Genomic DNA, 13,365 nt, shown 5'->3' on the forward strand with positions numbered 1-13,365 from the left:
TTGAACGATATTGTGCAATGACAGGTAGACCTGCAACTGATGTGATTCGGGAGTTAATTCGCTCTCTCTCCATAACCGAGTTGTCAGCGTCTGAACAGACTACACCTACGCTAAAATATGATGTTCCCATTCTAAAATAGTGGCAATTGAATTACTTGGGTTTGTTTGGCGTTATCCAGATTGGACAAGGAAATGCCCAGTAACCTAATACTGCGGTTTTCCAGATCAATCGACTCAAACAGTGCTTTGGCTATCTCAAAAATCTTAGAGAGTCCACTGATGGGAGCAAGCATGGTTTTACTGCGCGTTATCTGATGATAATCAGATAACTTGACTTTCAGAGTTAATGTGCGGCCCCGCGTTTCGTGCTGCTCTAACCGTTGCTCGACGATTTGGGCAATCTGTTCGAGTTCTTGTAACATTTCACTATAATCACTTAAGTAAGAGTGCAAACGAGGTTTCTGCACCAATTGACTTACGAACCCGATTCGCCTCAACTGGGCGGTCATCTTCTGCTCTGGCAATTTTGTAGTAGTATTGTCCTGCTTTACCAAAGTGGTGTGTTAGTTCCAAGAGCGATCGCCCCTTCAAATCTGCGCCAGTGTGAATGCCGAGCGAGTGCATTTTAGCCGCCGTCACCTCTCCAATGCCGTGAAACTTTTCAATTGGCAGTTGCTCTACAAAGGCGTAGACGCTTGCGGCTTGTCGTAGACATCGCTTGCTCCGGTAAAATCACGGTTAGTCCGTTGGGCTTGTTCTGCCCTGATGCCATTTTTGCAAGAAACTTATTAATTGACACACCCGCAGTTGCCGTCAATTTCGTTTCCTGGAAAATTGCAGTTTTGATGTGTCTTGCAATCGTAGAAGCGTAGGGGATGTTTTGCCTATTCTCAGTAAGTCCAAATATGCTTCATCTAATGCAACTCCTTCCACTAAATCACTGTAGCGTTTAAAGATAGCGTGGATTGCAGTAGAAATCTCTCGATAGACATCGAATCTTGGCCTAACAAATATCAGTCCGGGGCATTTAGCGATTGCAGTTACTGACGGCATCGCGGAGTGAATACCAAACTTACGAGCTTCATAACTGGCGGCTGCAACCACGCCTCGTTGATTCGGACTGCCACCGACGACTAACGGTTTTCCTCGGTAGCTAGGGTTGTCCCTCTGTTCCACCGATGCGTAGAAGGCATCCATATCTACGTGAACTATCTTCCTCGTCTGCATTGTTGTTGAAGTATTACCATTTCTACCAAGTGGCGGGAACGACTATTCTCTGGTAAATTTATGATTCAATCTGAATATTTGAGAAATTTCTCATCACAATAGTACATTAGCACTAGCGCTTTTGGGCTTTCATCTGCTTTTTCATTGAGAAAGTTTTTGTAACAATAGCGTTACACTTGATTGAGTAGCATTTTGTCATCACGTTGCCAACGCACGGTATGAGAGGGAGCAAGGGCATGACTATGGGTGTTTGGGTTCTCGGAGATCAACTTTGGGCACAGCAGTCAGCGCTAGAGAGTTGCCTACAACAACACCAACAGACTCCTGTGATTTTTATCGAATCTCTTGCCCATGCAGGGCAACTTCCTTATCACTTGCAAAAACTGGTATTGGTCTGGTCAGCCATGCGTCACTTTGCTGCCGAATTGCGATCGCTTGGCTGGGCAGTCACATACACTCAAAGCCAAGATTTCAAAACACCTTTAGTTGAATGGATAAATTCATACCAAATTAGCGAACTGCGGGTGATGACTCCAACGGATCGCCCTTTTGTTGCGTTGATTCAAAAGCTAGAACTGACAATTCAAGTCACTTTTACACCCAATAATCGCTTCATCTGGAGTGACCAAGAGTTCCAACAATGGGCCAGTGGTCGCAAACGTTTAATCATGGAAGACTTTTATCGTCAAGGACGACAGCGGTTCAACATTCTCATGGAGGGCAACCAACCTGTTGGTGGTCGATGGAACTTTGACAAGCAAAATCGCAAACCACCAAAAGGCAAACTGACCTTACCCGAAACTTTATGGTTTGAACCAGACTCAATTACACAAGATGTTATTATCGACCGATTGCAGTCACTTAAACAAAAACTAACGAATGACGCAGACTTGTCCGATATCTGGCTATTTTATTTGGCAAAGGTATTGACTTACGCACTTTTTAGGAATTCTTGGCGTTCTTGGCGTCTTGGTAGTTCGACAAATAACGACGTTCGGCGGGACGTGCTAGTAAAGTATAGGCGGCGTAAGAGGCGATCGCAAATGCTGCCATGACACCAGACATAGCGAACGCACTGTGCCCATCATAAAGGAAAGCCACTAACCCACTTGCTAGTGAGCCACCGAGCATTTGCAGAAATCCGACTACGGCGGCTGCAACTCCAGTACTTTCTGGTACTGGTTGGATGGCACCATGCATAGCATTCGGTGAAATGATGCCACGACAAAAGGTATTTAGCACCAGCAATGGCATGAGTGTTGCGACTTGGGCTGCACTACTCACTGACACAACCATAAGTGCCACTGTGGAAACGACAGCGACAGTTAAGCTAATACTGAGTAATCGTGAAGGTGGCACACCTTGGATACTCCAGCGCCCATTCAGGAATGAACCTACCATGATCCCAAAGGCGGTTGATGCAAATAGCCAACCGTAGATTGTGGTTGAGACACCAAAAACGTTGAGCATCACTAATGGTGAGCCGGCAACGTAGGCAAACATACATCCAAAGTTAAGTGCATTGACAAGGGCATAGCCAAGGCAAATGGGATTGGTGAGAATTTTTCTATAATTATTGATTAGCCGATGTGGTTTGATTGCATTTAGATCACGCTGAACAAGAGACTCACTTAGTCCAAAAGCAACAGCCAGTACCAGCACTAATCCTCCCACACCTAGCACACCATAGATTCCCCGCCAACCTATGAGTGCCAAAACCCATCCACCGATTGTAGGTGCAATCATCGGTGCTACACTCATCACTAGGTTAACGTAAGAAAGTTGCGCCCGTGCTTCTGGGCCATCAAATAAATCTCGGACGATTGCCAGCGTCACCACCATGCCGGCACCAGCACCCGCACCTTGAACTAAGCGCCAAGCAATCAGAGTACCGATCGATGGTGCCGCAGCACAGACTACACCAGCCAGCGCAAATATTCCACAGCCTGCGAGTAAAACTGGCCTACGTCCATAACGATCTGAAAGTGGGCCAAAACCGAGCTGGGCGATCGCAAAACCAAGCATAAACAAACTAAGTGTTAGTCCCACCGCGCCTGATGACGTTCTCAGCGCCGCACTGATTGTCGGGAATGCTGGTAGCCCCATATCGATTGACAAGGGCGGTAGTGCAGAAAGCGCCCCCAACAAGATCGTAAAGCCTAGAGATTTGGGTCGAATTCGCATTTTTTGAGTTCGTTAAAGGGGATTGGGATAGGGCGATTGTATCTAAAACCTTTGTTAATAAGTAGGGAATAATGAGATTATTTTTAACTGTGGACGACCGCCGAGTTTTTCTAATGGAAACTCTCCTGCGATCAATTCCCACTGTTCACATAGAAAATTGCAGGGCGTATGCTTTAGTCATTCGCTCACTCACAAGGTGCTGTTATCTAAAAATCTCAGCATACGCTTTGTCAGCTTTCTTACAATAGCCCCCTACTTTTAAAACATCCTCTTAGAGAGCTTGAGCTTTTGGTAGAAAATCTTTACTAACGGCTTGATGAACATTGGGCATCAGTCATCCCTGAATTACTTAGCAGTATTAAGAGTTACGATCAGCTTCCGCCTGGGCGTGTGAATGTGGAAGTGATTGCTAATGTGGTGATTGGAACAGCTTACAAGTTTACAACCTCGTCTCCCGGCAGTGGCAACCTGGGGTAGTAAAGGAAAAAATTGCTTCGCCGACCTTTTTATACAGTACCAAATTCAAATAAAACGTTTCGCTCCCCGCCCGCAAATGATTAAAATCGCAATGCTTTAGAACACAATCATAAAAATACTGACTATGAAAACAGGACTTTTCTGTAATTACGAAAATCATGATCAAAATGCTTATCGTGTGATTTTTGAGCAAGTGACGTTAGTAAAATACGTAGAAAGCTTGGATTTTGAAGAAGCTTGGATAACAGAGCATCATTTTAACGATTTCAGCGTTAGCTCATCGACTTTAGTGTTAATGGCACACTTAGCAGGCATAACTCACAAAATTCGATTAGGTTCAGCAGCATTATTGCTGGCATTTCATAACCCAATTATTATTGCACAAAGCATTGCCACGCTGGATAATTTGTGCAACGGACGACTTTCTATTGGAATTGCTAAGGGTGGTCCGTTCCCCGAACAAAACAAGCATTTTGCTACTTCTATGAGTGAATCTCGCGCTAAAACTTTAGAAGCAATCACATTGATTCATAAGTTGCTCTATTACACTGACGTGTCATTTACTGGTGAATATTATCAGTGCCTTGGTGTGACTATTTATCCAAAACCTTTGCAGAAATCGATTTCAGTATATGTAGCAACTAGCGATGATGACACGCTTAAGTTTAGTGCTGTCAAATCTCTTGGCTTAATGGGAGGAACACAGTTTTCTTTAAATACTCTCAAAAGCAATGTTACGAAATATCGTGCTATTAATTCCAGTGGTTCCGATCGATTGATGTTAGCACGGTTCTTTTTTGTTGCTCGCACAAATGAAGAAGCAGTGAGTGAAGCGTTGCCTTTTCTTCGGATTTTTAGCCAGAGAATGAAAGCTGTTAAAAATCAAGTTCAAAGTGACGATAATCACAGCCAACATCTGATGCCAATCAGTGGGCAAAAAGCGTCTTTTAATGAAAATGATTTACTAGAAAACTCAATTATTGGTGATGTAACTACCTGTCGTGACAAAATAAAACGATTTCAAGATGAACTGAATTTAGGCACTTTAGCACTCAATCCCTCCTCATTAGACCTGCAAAAAAAACTTGAAAGTTTGGCACTTTATAACCAAGAGGTGCGGAATTATGTCTAAAGAAGCTGCGTTTGCTACTGCTCAATATTTCCTTCATCCAAAGCAGGTCATTTTCTTGGTAATCAAGCTAAGTTCAAGCATGGTGGACTGGTAGGTGGTGCTGCTGCGGCTGCTTTTGTTTTGTCTAGCCCTGGTGGAGAAGTTGCCCCGAAAAAAGGTACAAATATTAAACTTCAATTGAAATCTGCTATTGGTACTACTCAATAGACTATTAGCTATAGTGGAATGGCACTAAGGTTCGCTATTTGTTGAGATGAGTAATTTCTTGAGTGGAGCGATCGCTGTTTCAGGCAGTGCATTAAGTCAATCACTCCCAAGTGATATCTGCATCTTGAAATAATGGCAATTGAATAGCTTGAGATTGTTTGGCGTTATCAAGGTTAGACAACGAAATGCCCAGTAACCTAATACTGCGATTCTCCAGGTCAATTGATAAAAACAATGTTTTGGCTATTTCAAAAATCGTAGAGAGTTCACCGATGGGAGCAAGCATTGTTTTACTGCGCGTTATCTGATGATAGTCAGAAAACTTGACTTTCAGAGTTAATGTGCGGACTCGCGTTTCATGTTGCTCTAACCGACAAACATTTTTCAAATTGGTATAAGTCTTATAAACTACTAAATCTAACCAACTATCACCCAATACATTCCATCCGGTGCAACTAACCCAAAACAGAGTTCACCAAATTCATTAGAGATAATTGTTGTAACGCTAGTAGCAGTGCTGCTCCTAACGCGCTGATGAAAAGCGGCAATATCCTCAACTCGATAAGTGAAAAGACTCAATCCGATTGAACCAGGTTGAGAGTATTCCCGTTTATCTGGCGTCGGGTAAAGTGGACTATAGACTTGCAAAAGTCCCACATTAGTTTTAGGTGAAGCGAAAGCCGAAAGATAAAACTCTTGCCCCTGACAAAGCATTAATATCTGGCGAGTAGAGGGTTTTTGATAGCCCGATCGCTTACCATTAGTCTCTAATGGTATAAGTCCAAAAAAATCTGCATAAAACGATGCTAGGGCGTGGTCAGAGGTGATGAAGCTAGAGTGAGTTCCTTCGCTTACCGATAGTGGAGAACTCGGTTCAACTGTGCCGTAGCCAGGACGATTGTAATTATATCGCTGGAAAAATGCCTGTCGGGTTTCACAACCAATCACAAACATTTCCCTCACACCAACAAAGCGATTATATAAGCCAGTTCCTTGATTACCTGTAGCTTCAATAGCCCGAACTGGTTCTGTATAAATCCAGTCGCCCCCATTGGCTTTGTCGTCGGTAAATGCATCGGCTACCGCATAAATATCTTTCGTCAGAGATGCAAACCATCGGCTACCGACAACAACAGGCAAAGTGTCACCTAAACCTTCATTGCGAGGTTGTTTCCACCACATCACCCGCACTAATCCATGATCTGCCGAGTTGCCGTTTTGTAGTCGTATAGATGTCAAATCAGACTTATGTCCGTAGAGTAACCCTGCTTGTTCTGCCCAAAGTTCTCCCCTGTTAACTTCTCGATAACCGAACTCCGCCCAATATTTCAGAGTAGCTTCAATATCCTTTGAGCCAACACAATTTTCAAAAATTCCACTAATCATTACTAGATATATGAATGTCTAACATCTTAATTTTGTCACCAATTTGCTTTTCTACTAAGAGCATCTCTGTTAATCGCTACGCCGATTCGACAGATACCAGTCGTTTCGTTTATTGCTATGACTACCAGAGCAGACCAAAGTTATTAACTTACTCAATTAACCCCAAATGCCGATGGAATGCTTCAATAGCATTTGCCACCCCATCCTCACCCCTGATTTTCTCTCCCAACTCTTGGGCTTTTGAGCGCATCTTCTCATCGCCTAGTACTACTTTAATCGCCTCTGCTAAGGTTTCTTCTGATACTTTCTTGTATGGTATTGGTGCAGGGCTTATTCCCAGTCAGGTTAGCTTTTCACCCCAAACAGGCTGATCTGCAAAAAAGCAAGGTACGCCTAATTTCTCTGCAATATGATATCCAAAGGTAGCTAGCGGCGTGTAGATAATCACCTCACTTCCAATACACGCTACCCAAGCCGACTGCAACTGTTGAAGCAAAAGCTTATCTGCTTCTTCTTTTTTCAACTTTTCTCCCGCAATCAATCGCTGCCCTTGTTTCGATTGCAAAAACTCTTGAATATTTGCAGCGATCGCTGCAAACTTTAAATCGAATTTCCTCACAAATGGTTCAAAGTTCTCATCAGGGCCAGCGTTACTTCATGCCCCGCACGTTTCAATCCAATAGCCAAAGCGCAGTATGGTTGCAAGTCTCCTCTTGAACCTACTGTTAGGATTGTAATCTTCAGTTTTCGGCTTGGTGCTATCGGTAGACTTTGGCTCAAATCTTTTTCCTGCTGAAAACATAAGTATTCAAAAATTGTACTAATTTCTTGTGCCTCTGGGCGATAAGCTAATCCAGTTGAGATCAGCCTGTTTTTTCTCTCCCCGTTCCCTTACTTCCACAGAGGAATTTTCTTAACTCAACTACATTGAGCCAATTGCGTAGGCGCAGCCCGTCGTAGACATCGCTGTTGTATTGGTTAATATACAGTCAAAACAATTCAACCATGATCAATTTCATGAAATTGTTAAGGGAATACCGTTATCTTTGGGTTTTAAATTGAGAATAAATGGAACAGCTTTCAATACCCAATCGGACACGGATGTATAATTAGCAGCTTCTTCTCCAAAGCTAATAGAAAGCATATCAGTATGAATAATCCCCGGATTGAGGGGTATAGCTGCCATACCAGTTGGCAATTCTTGTGCCAAAGAACGAGTTAATCCTTCTATTGCCCACTTAGATGCACAATATGGTGCAACTTGGGCCCAAGTCGAACGTCCCCAGCCAGAACTAAAGTTAACAATAATACCAGGGTAAGCTCATCTAATTTGGTATAATAGCAACTTGACAAAAGAACAAAGACAAGCATCCGAAACCAAATAAAAAATGCACTTGACATCAGAGCAAAAGAAATGAGATGAAAAATGCGCTCAAGAAAGAAAACTCCTGGAATAAAACTGTATGTCGGCAGGATTTGAAACTAAATCTGGTAAAGCTAAAAAAAGCAATCGTCATCAGCCCAAGCCAGGACAGGTGGCATCAATTGAAGCTATTCAAAAAAGTTTAGTGGAGAATTTTGGAGACATCACAGACCCAAGAGTAGAGCCAACAAAGAAACATCAACTCACAGATATCGTGGTAATTGCGATTCTGGCAGTCATAGGTGGAGCGCAAGGATGGGAAGACATGGAGAACTACGGCATCAGTAAGCAAAAGTGGTTAGAAGAATTTTTAGCATTACCAAATGGAATCCCTTCCGATCACACCTTTCGACGGGTATTTGAGTTCATCAATCCAGAAGAATTAAACCGTTGTTTCTTGAGATGGATAGAAACCCTAGTGACGAAGATGGGAGGAGAGATAATTCCCATAGACGGAAAGACCATTAGGGGTTCTTATGACCGAAATCAAGGTAAATCCGCATTGCACGTAATTAGTGCCTGGGCAAGTGAACAAAATTTGGTCTTGGCACAGATGAAAGTGGAAGATAAATCTAATCAGATTACAGCAATTCCGGCATTATTAGAGTTACTGGATATCACAGGCTCTATCATCACTATTGATGCAATGGGAACTCAAACCGAGATTGCCAACAAGATTATCCACAAAAAAGCAGATTATGTTCTGGCACTCAAGGCAAATCATCCGACTCTCTACCATCAAGTAGAACAATAGCTAAAACTGTATGCCCTCTGTTGATAATACCGTCGCTACCCCCCTCCGAGGCTTCTAAAACTTCTAGCTCCAGTTCAGTTTTGTTCTTGACAGGTTTAGCAATATTAGCTGACAAAACGATTCCACTGTGACGAGAGAAGAATTTTGCAGGTTCGGTCGTTAGGGAGTCGAAGATTTGTCTGTAGGTCGCGCTTTTGCGGTTGGGTTCCCGGATGTTCGGTTCTAGCGGTAGGTCTATCGGGAAGCTGTCTACATGGGCAGTGGCGATGATGCAATTGGGGTTGGCTTGAAAATAGTTATCTATCTTTAGGTTCCAGGTCTTGGGCATAGTAAATCTGGCAATGAAATTAATCGGTTAACGTTACTGTATCTGTTATCGTTGTTTCATTGTGGCATTGTTGCTCTGGTTAACCAAATGGCTGCCCCCAACGCCACCAGTTCTCGGTAATTGAAAGGTGTGAGCCATTTCAAAATCAAGTTCAACTCTAACTTTTGCCGTAGGCGCTGCTCAATCGGTACATCCAACCAAAATGCTGCATTCACTAGACATCTTGCAAAAGTTCCTTTTGTAAGATGTTGGGGAAAGGTTAAAAGGTAAATTCCATCCCTTTGCCCCCCGCCCCTTACCCCTTCAGGGGTCCCACCTTCCGCTTTCCCCCACAATGCTAAGAAGTCTACTGCTTTCTTCAACCCATAATGGCAAAACTCATTCTAATTCGTCACGGTCAAAGTACTTGGAATGCAGCCAACCGATTTAGCGGCTGGGTTGATGTCCCCCTAAGTCATCTAGGTCGCCTTGAGGCGATTGCGGCGGCAAAAAAAATTAGAAATTATCGAATTGACGTGTGTTTCACTAGCCTACTGGTTCGTGCCATTGAGACAAGTGCTATTTGTCTAACTGAATGCTTAGAAACTTGCGCTGGTAAAAGCCCTGTATTCAAACATAACGCCTCAGATCACGATTGGCATGGTTGGGATAACTATGAAGGAGATAAAAGTCAGGAAATTCCTATTTTCATGTGTGCAAAACTTGATGAACGCTATTACGGTGATTTACAGGGATTAAACAAAGCTCAAACCACAGAAAAGTTCGGTGAAGACATGGTGCATGAATGGCGGCGTTCATTTGTTAAACGACCACCAGGAGGAGAAAGTCTTGAAGACACTGCCAAAAGGACGATTCCATTTTTTCAAAATCGAATCTTTCCCCATATAAAAGATGGAGATAACGTCCTGGTTTCTGCCCACGGCAATTCTCTACGGTCAATTATCATGTATATAGATAACCTTAGTATTGAAGAAATACCCAACCTTGAACTTGCGACTAGTGTTCCGATTGTCTATGACATTAATGAGCAAGGAAAAGTAACAAGTTCTGTAATTATCTAGCTGATCAAAAATTGAGATTTCAGTACTATGTCTCTGAAAGTTTAATATTTTGTGGGTTTCATCAGGAAAATTGTTGATCAAATAGAAAAAATAAGATTTATTAAGTTATGGAATTTTTCAATTATGAAGCCTAATTTAGAAAATATCTTTAAGAGTCCTAAACGTCGTCAAATCCTCAAAACTGGTTTGAGTTTTGTGACTGGCTTAACCACGACATCAGTGTTATCTTTTTTAATTCCTAAATCCACAAAAAAAAGCATGAGCAATTGTTGTGCAACGACTAAATGAGTTTGAACTTGAGGACAAAGGTACTCACATCTTGATATTTAATTTTAAATGGAGTTCCATAGCTTGATTACAGAACTCAAAATTCTTCTGCCCATTTTAGTGGCGATGACATTGGGATATTAACTACTGTTTAACACCAGCCGTCTCTGACAAACTGGTTACAGCAATCATCTACGCTGTATAAGAAGGCACAAACTATCCAGGCAAAAATTTTGGCTTGATCCCAGACGATAGTGGAGTAAGTGTACTACTTAATTAGCTGTCGCAAATAATCTTCCACGACTCGGAATGCTTCAGGACTTTTACCATCACCCGGATTACTTCTTAAAAACACTTTTTTCTCTTGATTGTTTAAACATACTGAAATAGAATAAGAATAGTACCTTTGATTAATCGCTGCACCATACTCTGCTGCTAAATTCATAAAGCCACTTGATTGAATCAGTTTTTTAAGTTGATCCAACTGATAGTTAGTAAGTTTTTTGTTTTTTATATGAGTTGTGACTTGACTGGACGTTGCAGATATGGGATTTTTGTATGATTCGATTCTTTCACTCCAAATTAGTGACAAGTTTTTAACTGTAATTGAAACAGTAGGTGCAGAATATTTGACGACAAAATCTTCGGCTTGGTTCTCGCACTTAGTCTGAGGTAAATTTTTGCCAATCATTAAAACAGTGGGAATAGAATCAAAACTTTGCACAGCTAATGTCTGTGCTATAAGTAGAACGAGGTAAAAAACCAAACTATGTAAAGATAAATAAATACGTACAATGCGTCTACAAAGGTAAGAGACCATTTATAAAGTAAATCTTTAGACAACAAGACGACGCAACATTACACGAGTCATAACAGCATATATGGCAGCTTCACTCATTTCAGGAAGAGGCTCATAATCCGAACTTCGACGATGATATTGGTTAAACCATCCAAATGTTCTTTCTACAACAAGCGCCTTTAGGTAAAACCTCAAATTCTTTTCCTGTACGGTGCATTACCTCAACATGAGCTTGAATCATCAGCCACACTGCTAGGGCAAACTTATCACCGTTATAGCCGGAATCAACCCACATTACCTCGACTTTTTCCAAGACTTCGGGATGTTCTTCTAGCAGTTCCATCAAAGCATAGCCTGCAAGCACTCAATAGGGGGGCGTTTCCTTCACTGACAACAACTTTGAGCAATAGCCCAAGGCTATCAACTATCGTTTGGCGTTTTCTCCCCTTAACTAATTTGCCACCATCAAAGCCGTACACATCCCACGCCAGTTGCTTCAAGTCGGCAGAGCCGCCCAACGCACTGGCTCCCTTTTTTCCGTCGTTTTGACCGACTGGCTATCTGCTGCGATGCCTACGGCGAGCTTTGCTAAGGCACTTGGTTGAGTTGACTTCCCCATTTTTTGACGAACTTGATCACGCAAAGTATGATTCATTTGCTCCCAGATACCTCGTTTCTGCCATTTGCGATAGTAGCTGTAAACAGTTGCACTGGCAGGAAAGTCTCGCTCGTTGCATATCCCACTGGCAACCTGTCTTTAGATGGTAGTAGATAGCATTGCATACTTTTGGCATATCTGTTGTTCGCGGATGCCCACCGTGTTTAGCTGGTGGAATCAAAGGCGCTAAAATTGCCCATTCTGAGTCACTAAGGTCTGTAGAATAAACCTTTGGCTTCATTACTTCCTATGTAGATATACTGCTTATGCAGTATCCTATCGTTGCCTTTCTACCTGACAACTCTTCTTTAGATTTACTTTATAAATAGCCTCTAACAGCGATATGGGTAGCCGTTTAAGGGTATTTCTGACTAAAGAGCAAGATAAAACTCTTTTGAACCTGAGAGCGGCAGATGTACCCCAGAAGGTGAAAGACAGAGCTGAAGTGATTAGATTGAGCGCACATGGTTGGTATGTAGAGAAGATAGCAGCACATTTTAACTGGACTGCCCAAACAGTGAGAGAAGTGTTGCATAGATGGGAGTATCTTGGCTTAGAGGGGCTTTGGGAGAAACCAGGGCGGGGAGAAAAATCAAGGTGGGTGGAAGCTGACATGGTTTTGTTAGAAGAATGTTTGGAGAAAGAACTACGTACATATAACAGTGTTCAGTTAGCTCAAAAATTAGAAAAAGAACGCTCAGTAAAGTTAAGTCCTGACTAGTTGAGGCAGGTACTTAAAAAAAGGGGGTCATTTGGAAACGAACCAGAAAAAGCCATCTGACTTTTCCCGTTAAGTCTCGAAAAGCTTGGTGAACAAGGATTTGAGAAACAGCACAGCAGATACGGTACAGTAATGAAAATTGGGTGCTAAAGGTGACGAGCAATGCTGGACTGGTGGGAGAAGAATTTTGCAACCTTAGAACTGGGTGATCGCCGATTGAATGAGCGTGCAATGTCAATCGGGTATGCTCTAAACCTGGGATTGGGTAAAGCACTGTCAGAAATATTTACCAACTCAAACGAGCCAGCGTCCTGCCCGTCAAACTAAGTTGGCTGTACGATTTTGTCTGATTAACCTCCGTACTCCCTATCGTTTTGATAACCGTGAGCCTCTACCCGTTTATGCTGTTTATGCCACTGAGATTGATTGCCCAGATGGTGAAACACCTGTGGAGTGGATGTTGTTGACTACGGAAGTTATTGCAGATATGCAGATGGCTTCTACAATTTTACGCTGGTATACTTATCGTTGGCGTGTTAAAGAATACCATAAAATTTTTAAGTCTGGATGTCAGGTAGAAAAATATAGGCTTGCTGCTGATGGGATGAAGACCCTAATTGGTTTTTTAAGCGTGATAGCTGTTGAGCTTTTACGGTTAACTTATCTCCACCGCACTCAGCCCTTAGGCGAATGGCACTAAGAAAAGCGCAAATCCTTAATCTGGCTGGCTTTTGGGTGTAA

The 13,365-nt window shown here is 42.4% G+C and carries 19 protein-coding genes and 6 pseudogenes; 9 read left to right on the top strand and 16 right to left on the bottom strand.

Annotation, left to right across the window (positions count from 1 at the left end; all coding sequences use genetic code 11):
• A pseudogene (locus ACFE90_RS28490) lies at positions 1 to 140 on the top strand (CopG family transcriptional regulator); the annotation flags it as partial.
• Here the strand turns inward: ACFE90_RS28490 and ACFE90_RS28495 are convergent.
• The 4 genes and pseudogenes from ACFE90_RS28495 to ACFE90_RS28510 all read right to left on the bottom strand — a co-directional run.
• Positions 132 to 422, bottom strand: a complete 291-nt coding sequence (locus ACFE90_RS28495) for a hypothetical protein (protein ID WP_375505754.1) — start codon at positions 420 to 422, stop codon at positions 132 to 134. The pseudogene ACFE90_RS28490 and the gene ACFE90_RS28495 sit on opposite strands and share 9 nt — an antisense overlap.
• Positions 423 to 432: 10 nt before the next feature.
• Positions 433 to 639 carry a hypothetical protein gene (locus tag ACFE90_RS28500; protein WP_375505755.1) on the bottom strand — a complete coding sequence of 69 codons (207 nt, stop codon included), beginning with the start codon at positions 637 to 639 and terminating at the stop codon, positions 433 to 435.
• 22 nt (positions 640 to 661) lie between these two features.
• The gene (locus ACFE90_RS28505; protein ID WP_375505771.1) at positions 662 to 817 is read right to left on the bottom strand and encodes a hypothetical protein; all 156 of its coding nucleotides are present in this window, start codon (positions 815 to 817) and stop codon (positions 662 to 664) included.
• Between the two features lie 6 nt (positions 818 to 823).
• Positions 824 to 1,227, bottom strand: a pseudogene (locus ACFE90_RS28510) (DNA polymerase IV); the annotation flags it as partial.
• A gap of 236 nt (positions 1,228 to 1,463) precedes the next feature.
• On the opposite strand from ACFE90_RS28510, the gene ACFE90_RS28515 reads away from it, so the two are divergent.
• Positions 1,464 to 2,282: a cryptochrome/photolyase family protein gene (locus ACFE90_RS28515; RefSeq protein ID WP_375505756.1), complete on the top strand. Its 819-nt coding sequence runs from the start codon at positions 1,464 to 1,466 to the stop codon at positions 2,280 to 2,282.
• Here the strand turns inward: ACFE90_RS28515 and ACFE90_RS28520 are convergent.
• Positions 2,170 to 3,411, bottom strand: a complete 1,242-nt coding sequence (locus ACFE90_RS28520) for a multidrug effflux MFS transporter (protein WP_375505757.1) — start codon at positions 3,409 to 3,411, stop codon at positions 2,170 to 2,172. The genes ACFE90_RS28515 and ACFE90_RS28520 overlap by 113 nt on opposite strands.
• A gap of 601 nt (positions 3,412 to 4,012) precedes the next feature.
• Between ACFE90_RS28520 and ACFE90_RS28525 the strand changes: the two genes are divergently transcribed.
• The gene (locus tag ACFE90_RS28525; RefSeq protein WP_375505758.1) at positions 4,013 to 5,020 is read left to right on the top strand and encodes an LLM class flavin-dependent oxidoreductase; all 1,008 of its coding nucleotides are present in this window, start codon (positions 4,013 to 4,015) and stop codon (positions 5,018 to 5,020) included.
• Positions 5,021 to 5,327: 307 nt separating this feature from the next.
• On the opposite strand, the gene ACFE90_RS28530 is transcribed toward ACFE90_RS28525, so the two are convergent.
• A complete protein-coding gene (locus tag ACFE90_RS28530) occupies positions 5,328 to 5,663 on the bottom strand; it encodes a hypothetical protein (RefSeq protein ID WP_375505759.1) in 336 nt (111 codons plus the stop codon).
• Positions 5,645 to 6,613: a hypothetical protein gene (locus ACFE90_RS28535; RefSeq protein WP_375505760.1), complete on the bottom strand. Its 969-nt coding sequence runs from the start codon at positions 6,611 to 6,613 to the stop codon at positions 5,645 to 5,647. The genes ACFE90_RS28530 and ACFE90_RS28535 overlap by 19 nt, the downstream gene beginning before the upstream one ends.
• Positions 6,614 to 6,627: 14 nt before the next feature.
• Between ACFE90_RS28535 and ACFE90_RS28540 the strand changes: the two genes are divergently transcribed.
• Positions 6,628 to 6,984, top strand: a complete 357-nt coding sequence (locus tag ACFE90_RS28540) for a hypothetical protein (RefSeq protein ID WP_375505761.1) — start codon at positions 6,628 to 6,630, stop codon at positions 6,982 to 6,984.
• Here the strand turns inward: ACFE90_RS28540 and ACFE90_RS28545 are convergent.
• The 3 genes from ACFE90_RS28545 to ACFE90_RS28555 all read right to left on the bottom strand — a co-directional run bounded on the left by ACFE90_RS28545 (position 6,954) and on the right by ACFE90_RS28555 (position 7,922).
• On the bottom strand, positions 6,954 to 7,232 hold the full coding sequence (locus ACFE90_RS28545) for a hypothetical protein (RefSeq protein WP_375505762.1): 279 nt from the start codon (positions 7,230 to 7,232) through the stop codon (positions 6,954 to 6,956). The genes ACFE90_RS28540 and ACFE90_RS28545 overlap by 31 nt on opposite strands.
• A complete protein-coding gene (locus ACFE90_RS28550; RefSeq protein ID WP_375497207.1) occupies positions 7,229 to 7,393 on the bottom strand; it encodes a glycosyltransferase in 165 nt (54 codons plus the stop codon). The genes ACFE90_RS28545 and ACFE90_RS28550 overlap by 4 nt, the downstream gene beginning before the upstream one ends.
• Before the next feature lie 235 nt (positions 7,394 to 7,628).
• Positions 7,629 to 7,922: an SDR family NAD(P)-dependent oxidoreductase gene (locus tag ACFE90_RS28555; protein ID WP_375505770.1), complete on the bottom strand. Its 294-nt coding sequence runs from the start codon at positions 7,920 to 7,922 to the stop codon at positions 7,629 to 7,631.
• Between the two features lie 154 nt (positions 7,923 to 8,076).
• Here ACFE90_RS28555 and ACFE90_RS28560 point away from each other — a divergent pair.
• Positions 8,077 to 8,787 (top strand): annotated as a pseudogene (locus ACFE90_RS28560) (ISAs1 family transposase); the annotation flags it as partial.
• Position 8,788: 1 nt separating this feature from the next.
• Here the strand turns inward: ACFE90_RS28560 and ACFE90_RS28565 are convergent.
• Both ACFE90_RS28565 and ACFE90_RS28570 read right to left on the bottom strand, forming a co-directional pair.
• Positions 8,789 to 9,118 (bottom strand): annotated as a pseudogene (locus ACFE90_RS28565) (AIPR family protein); the annotation flags it as partial.
• Between the two features lie 56 nt (positions 9,119 to 9,174).
• Entirely contained in the window at positions 9,175 to 9,333 is a 159-nt protein-coding gene (locus ACFE90_RS28570) for a hypothetical protein (RefSeq protein ID WP_375505763.1), read from the bottom strand.
• 153 nt (positions 9,334 to 9,486) lie between these two features.
• Between ACFE90_RS28570 and ACFE90_RS28575 the strand changes: the two genes are divergently transcribed.
• A complete protein-coding gene (locus ACFE90_RS28575; RefSeq protein ID WP_375505764.1) occupies positions 9,487 to 10,179 on the top strand; it encodes a 2,3-bisphosphoglycerate-dependent phosphoglycerate mutase in 693 nt (230 codons plus the stop codon).
• Between the two features lie 535 nt (positions 10,180 to 10,714).
• On the opposite strand, the gene ACFE90_RS28580 is transcribed toward ACFE90_RS28575, so the two are convergent.
• From ACFE90_RS28580 to ACFE90_RS28595, 4 genes and pseudogenes are all read right to left on the bottom strand, one after another.
• A complete protein-coding gene (locus ACFE90_RS28580; protein WP_375505765.1) occupies positions 10,715 to 11,170 on the bottom strand; it encodes a hypothetical protein in 456 nt (151 codons plus the stop codon).
• Between the two features lie 111 nt (positions 11,171 to 11,281).
• A pseudogene (locus ACFE90_RS28585) lies at positions 11,282 to 11,588 on the bottom strand (transposase).
• Between the two features lie 153 nt (positions 11,589 to 11,741).
• Positions 11,742 to 11,888, bottom strand: coding sequence for a hypothetical protein (locus tag ACFE90_RS28590; RefSeq protein ID WP_375505766.1), 147 nt, complete (start codon positions 11,886 to 11,888; stop codon positions 11,742 to 11,744).
• The gene (locus ACFE90_RS28595; RefSeq protein WP_375505767.1) at positions 11,881 to 12,144 is read right to left on the bottom strand and encodes a transposase; all 264 of its coding nucleotides are present in this window, start codon (positions 12,142 to 12,144) and stop codon (positions 11,881 to 11,883) included. Before ACFE90_RS28595 ends, ACFE90_RS28590 begins: the two co-directional genes overlap by 8 nt.
• Positions 12,145 to 12,246: 102 nt before the next feature.
• Between ACFE90_RS28595 and ACFE90_RS28600 the strand changes: the two genes are divergently transcribed.
• From ACFE90_RS28600 to ACFE90_RS28610, 3 genes and pseudogenes are all read left to right on the top strand, one after another.
• Entirely contained in the window at positions 12,247 to 12,624 is a 378-nt protein-coding gene (locus ACFE90_RS28600; protein WP_375505768.1) for a helix-turn-helix domain-containing protein, read from the top strand.
• A gap of 162 nt (positions 12,625 to 12,786) precedes the next feature.
• Positions 12,787 to 12,951, top strand: a complete 165-nt coding sequence (locus tag ACFE90_RS28605; protein WP_375505769.1) for a transposase DNA-binding-containing protein — start codon at positions 12,787 to 12,789, stop codon at positions 12,949 to 12,951.
• Positions 12,920 to 13,306: pseudogene (locus tag ACFE90_RS28610) on the top strand (IS4 family transposase); the annotation flags it as partial. The gene ACFE90_RS28605 and the pseudogene ACFE90_RS28610, both read left to right, overlap by 32 nt.
• Positions 13,307 to 13,365 lie beyond the last annotated feature (59 nt).

Source organism: uncultured Nostoc sp. (assembly GCF_964245445.1).
In the GTDB taxonomy this organism is placed as follows: domain Bacteria; phylum Cyanobacteriota; class Cyanobacteriia; order Cyanobacteriales; family Nostocaceae; genus Nostoc.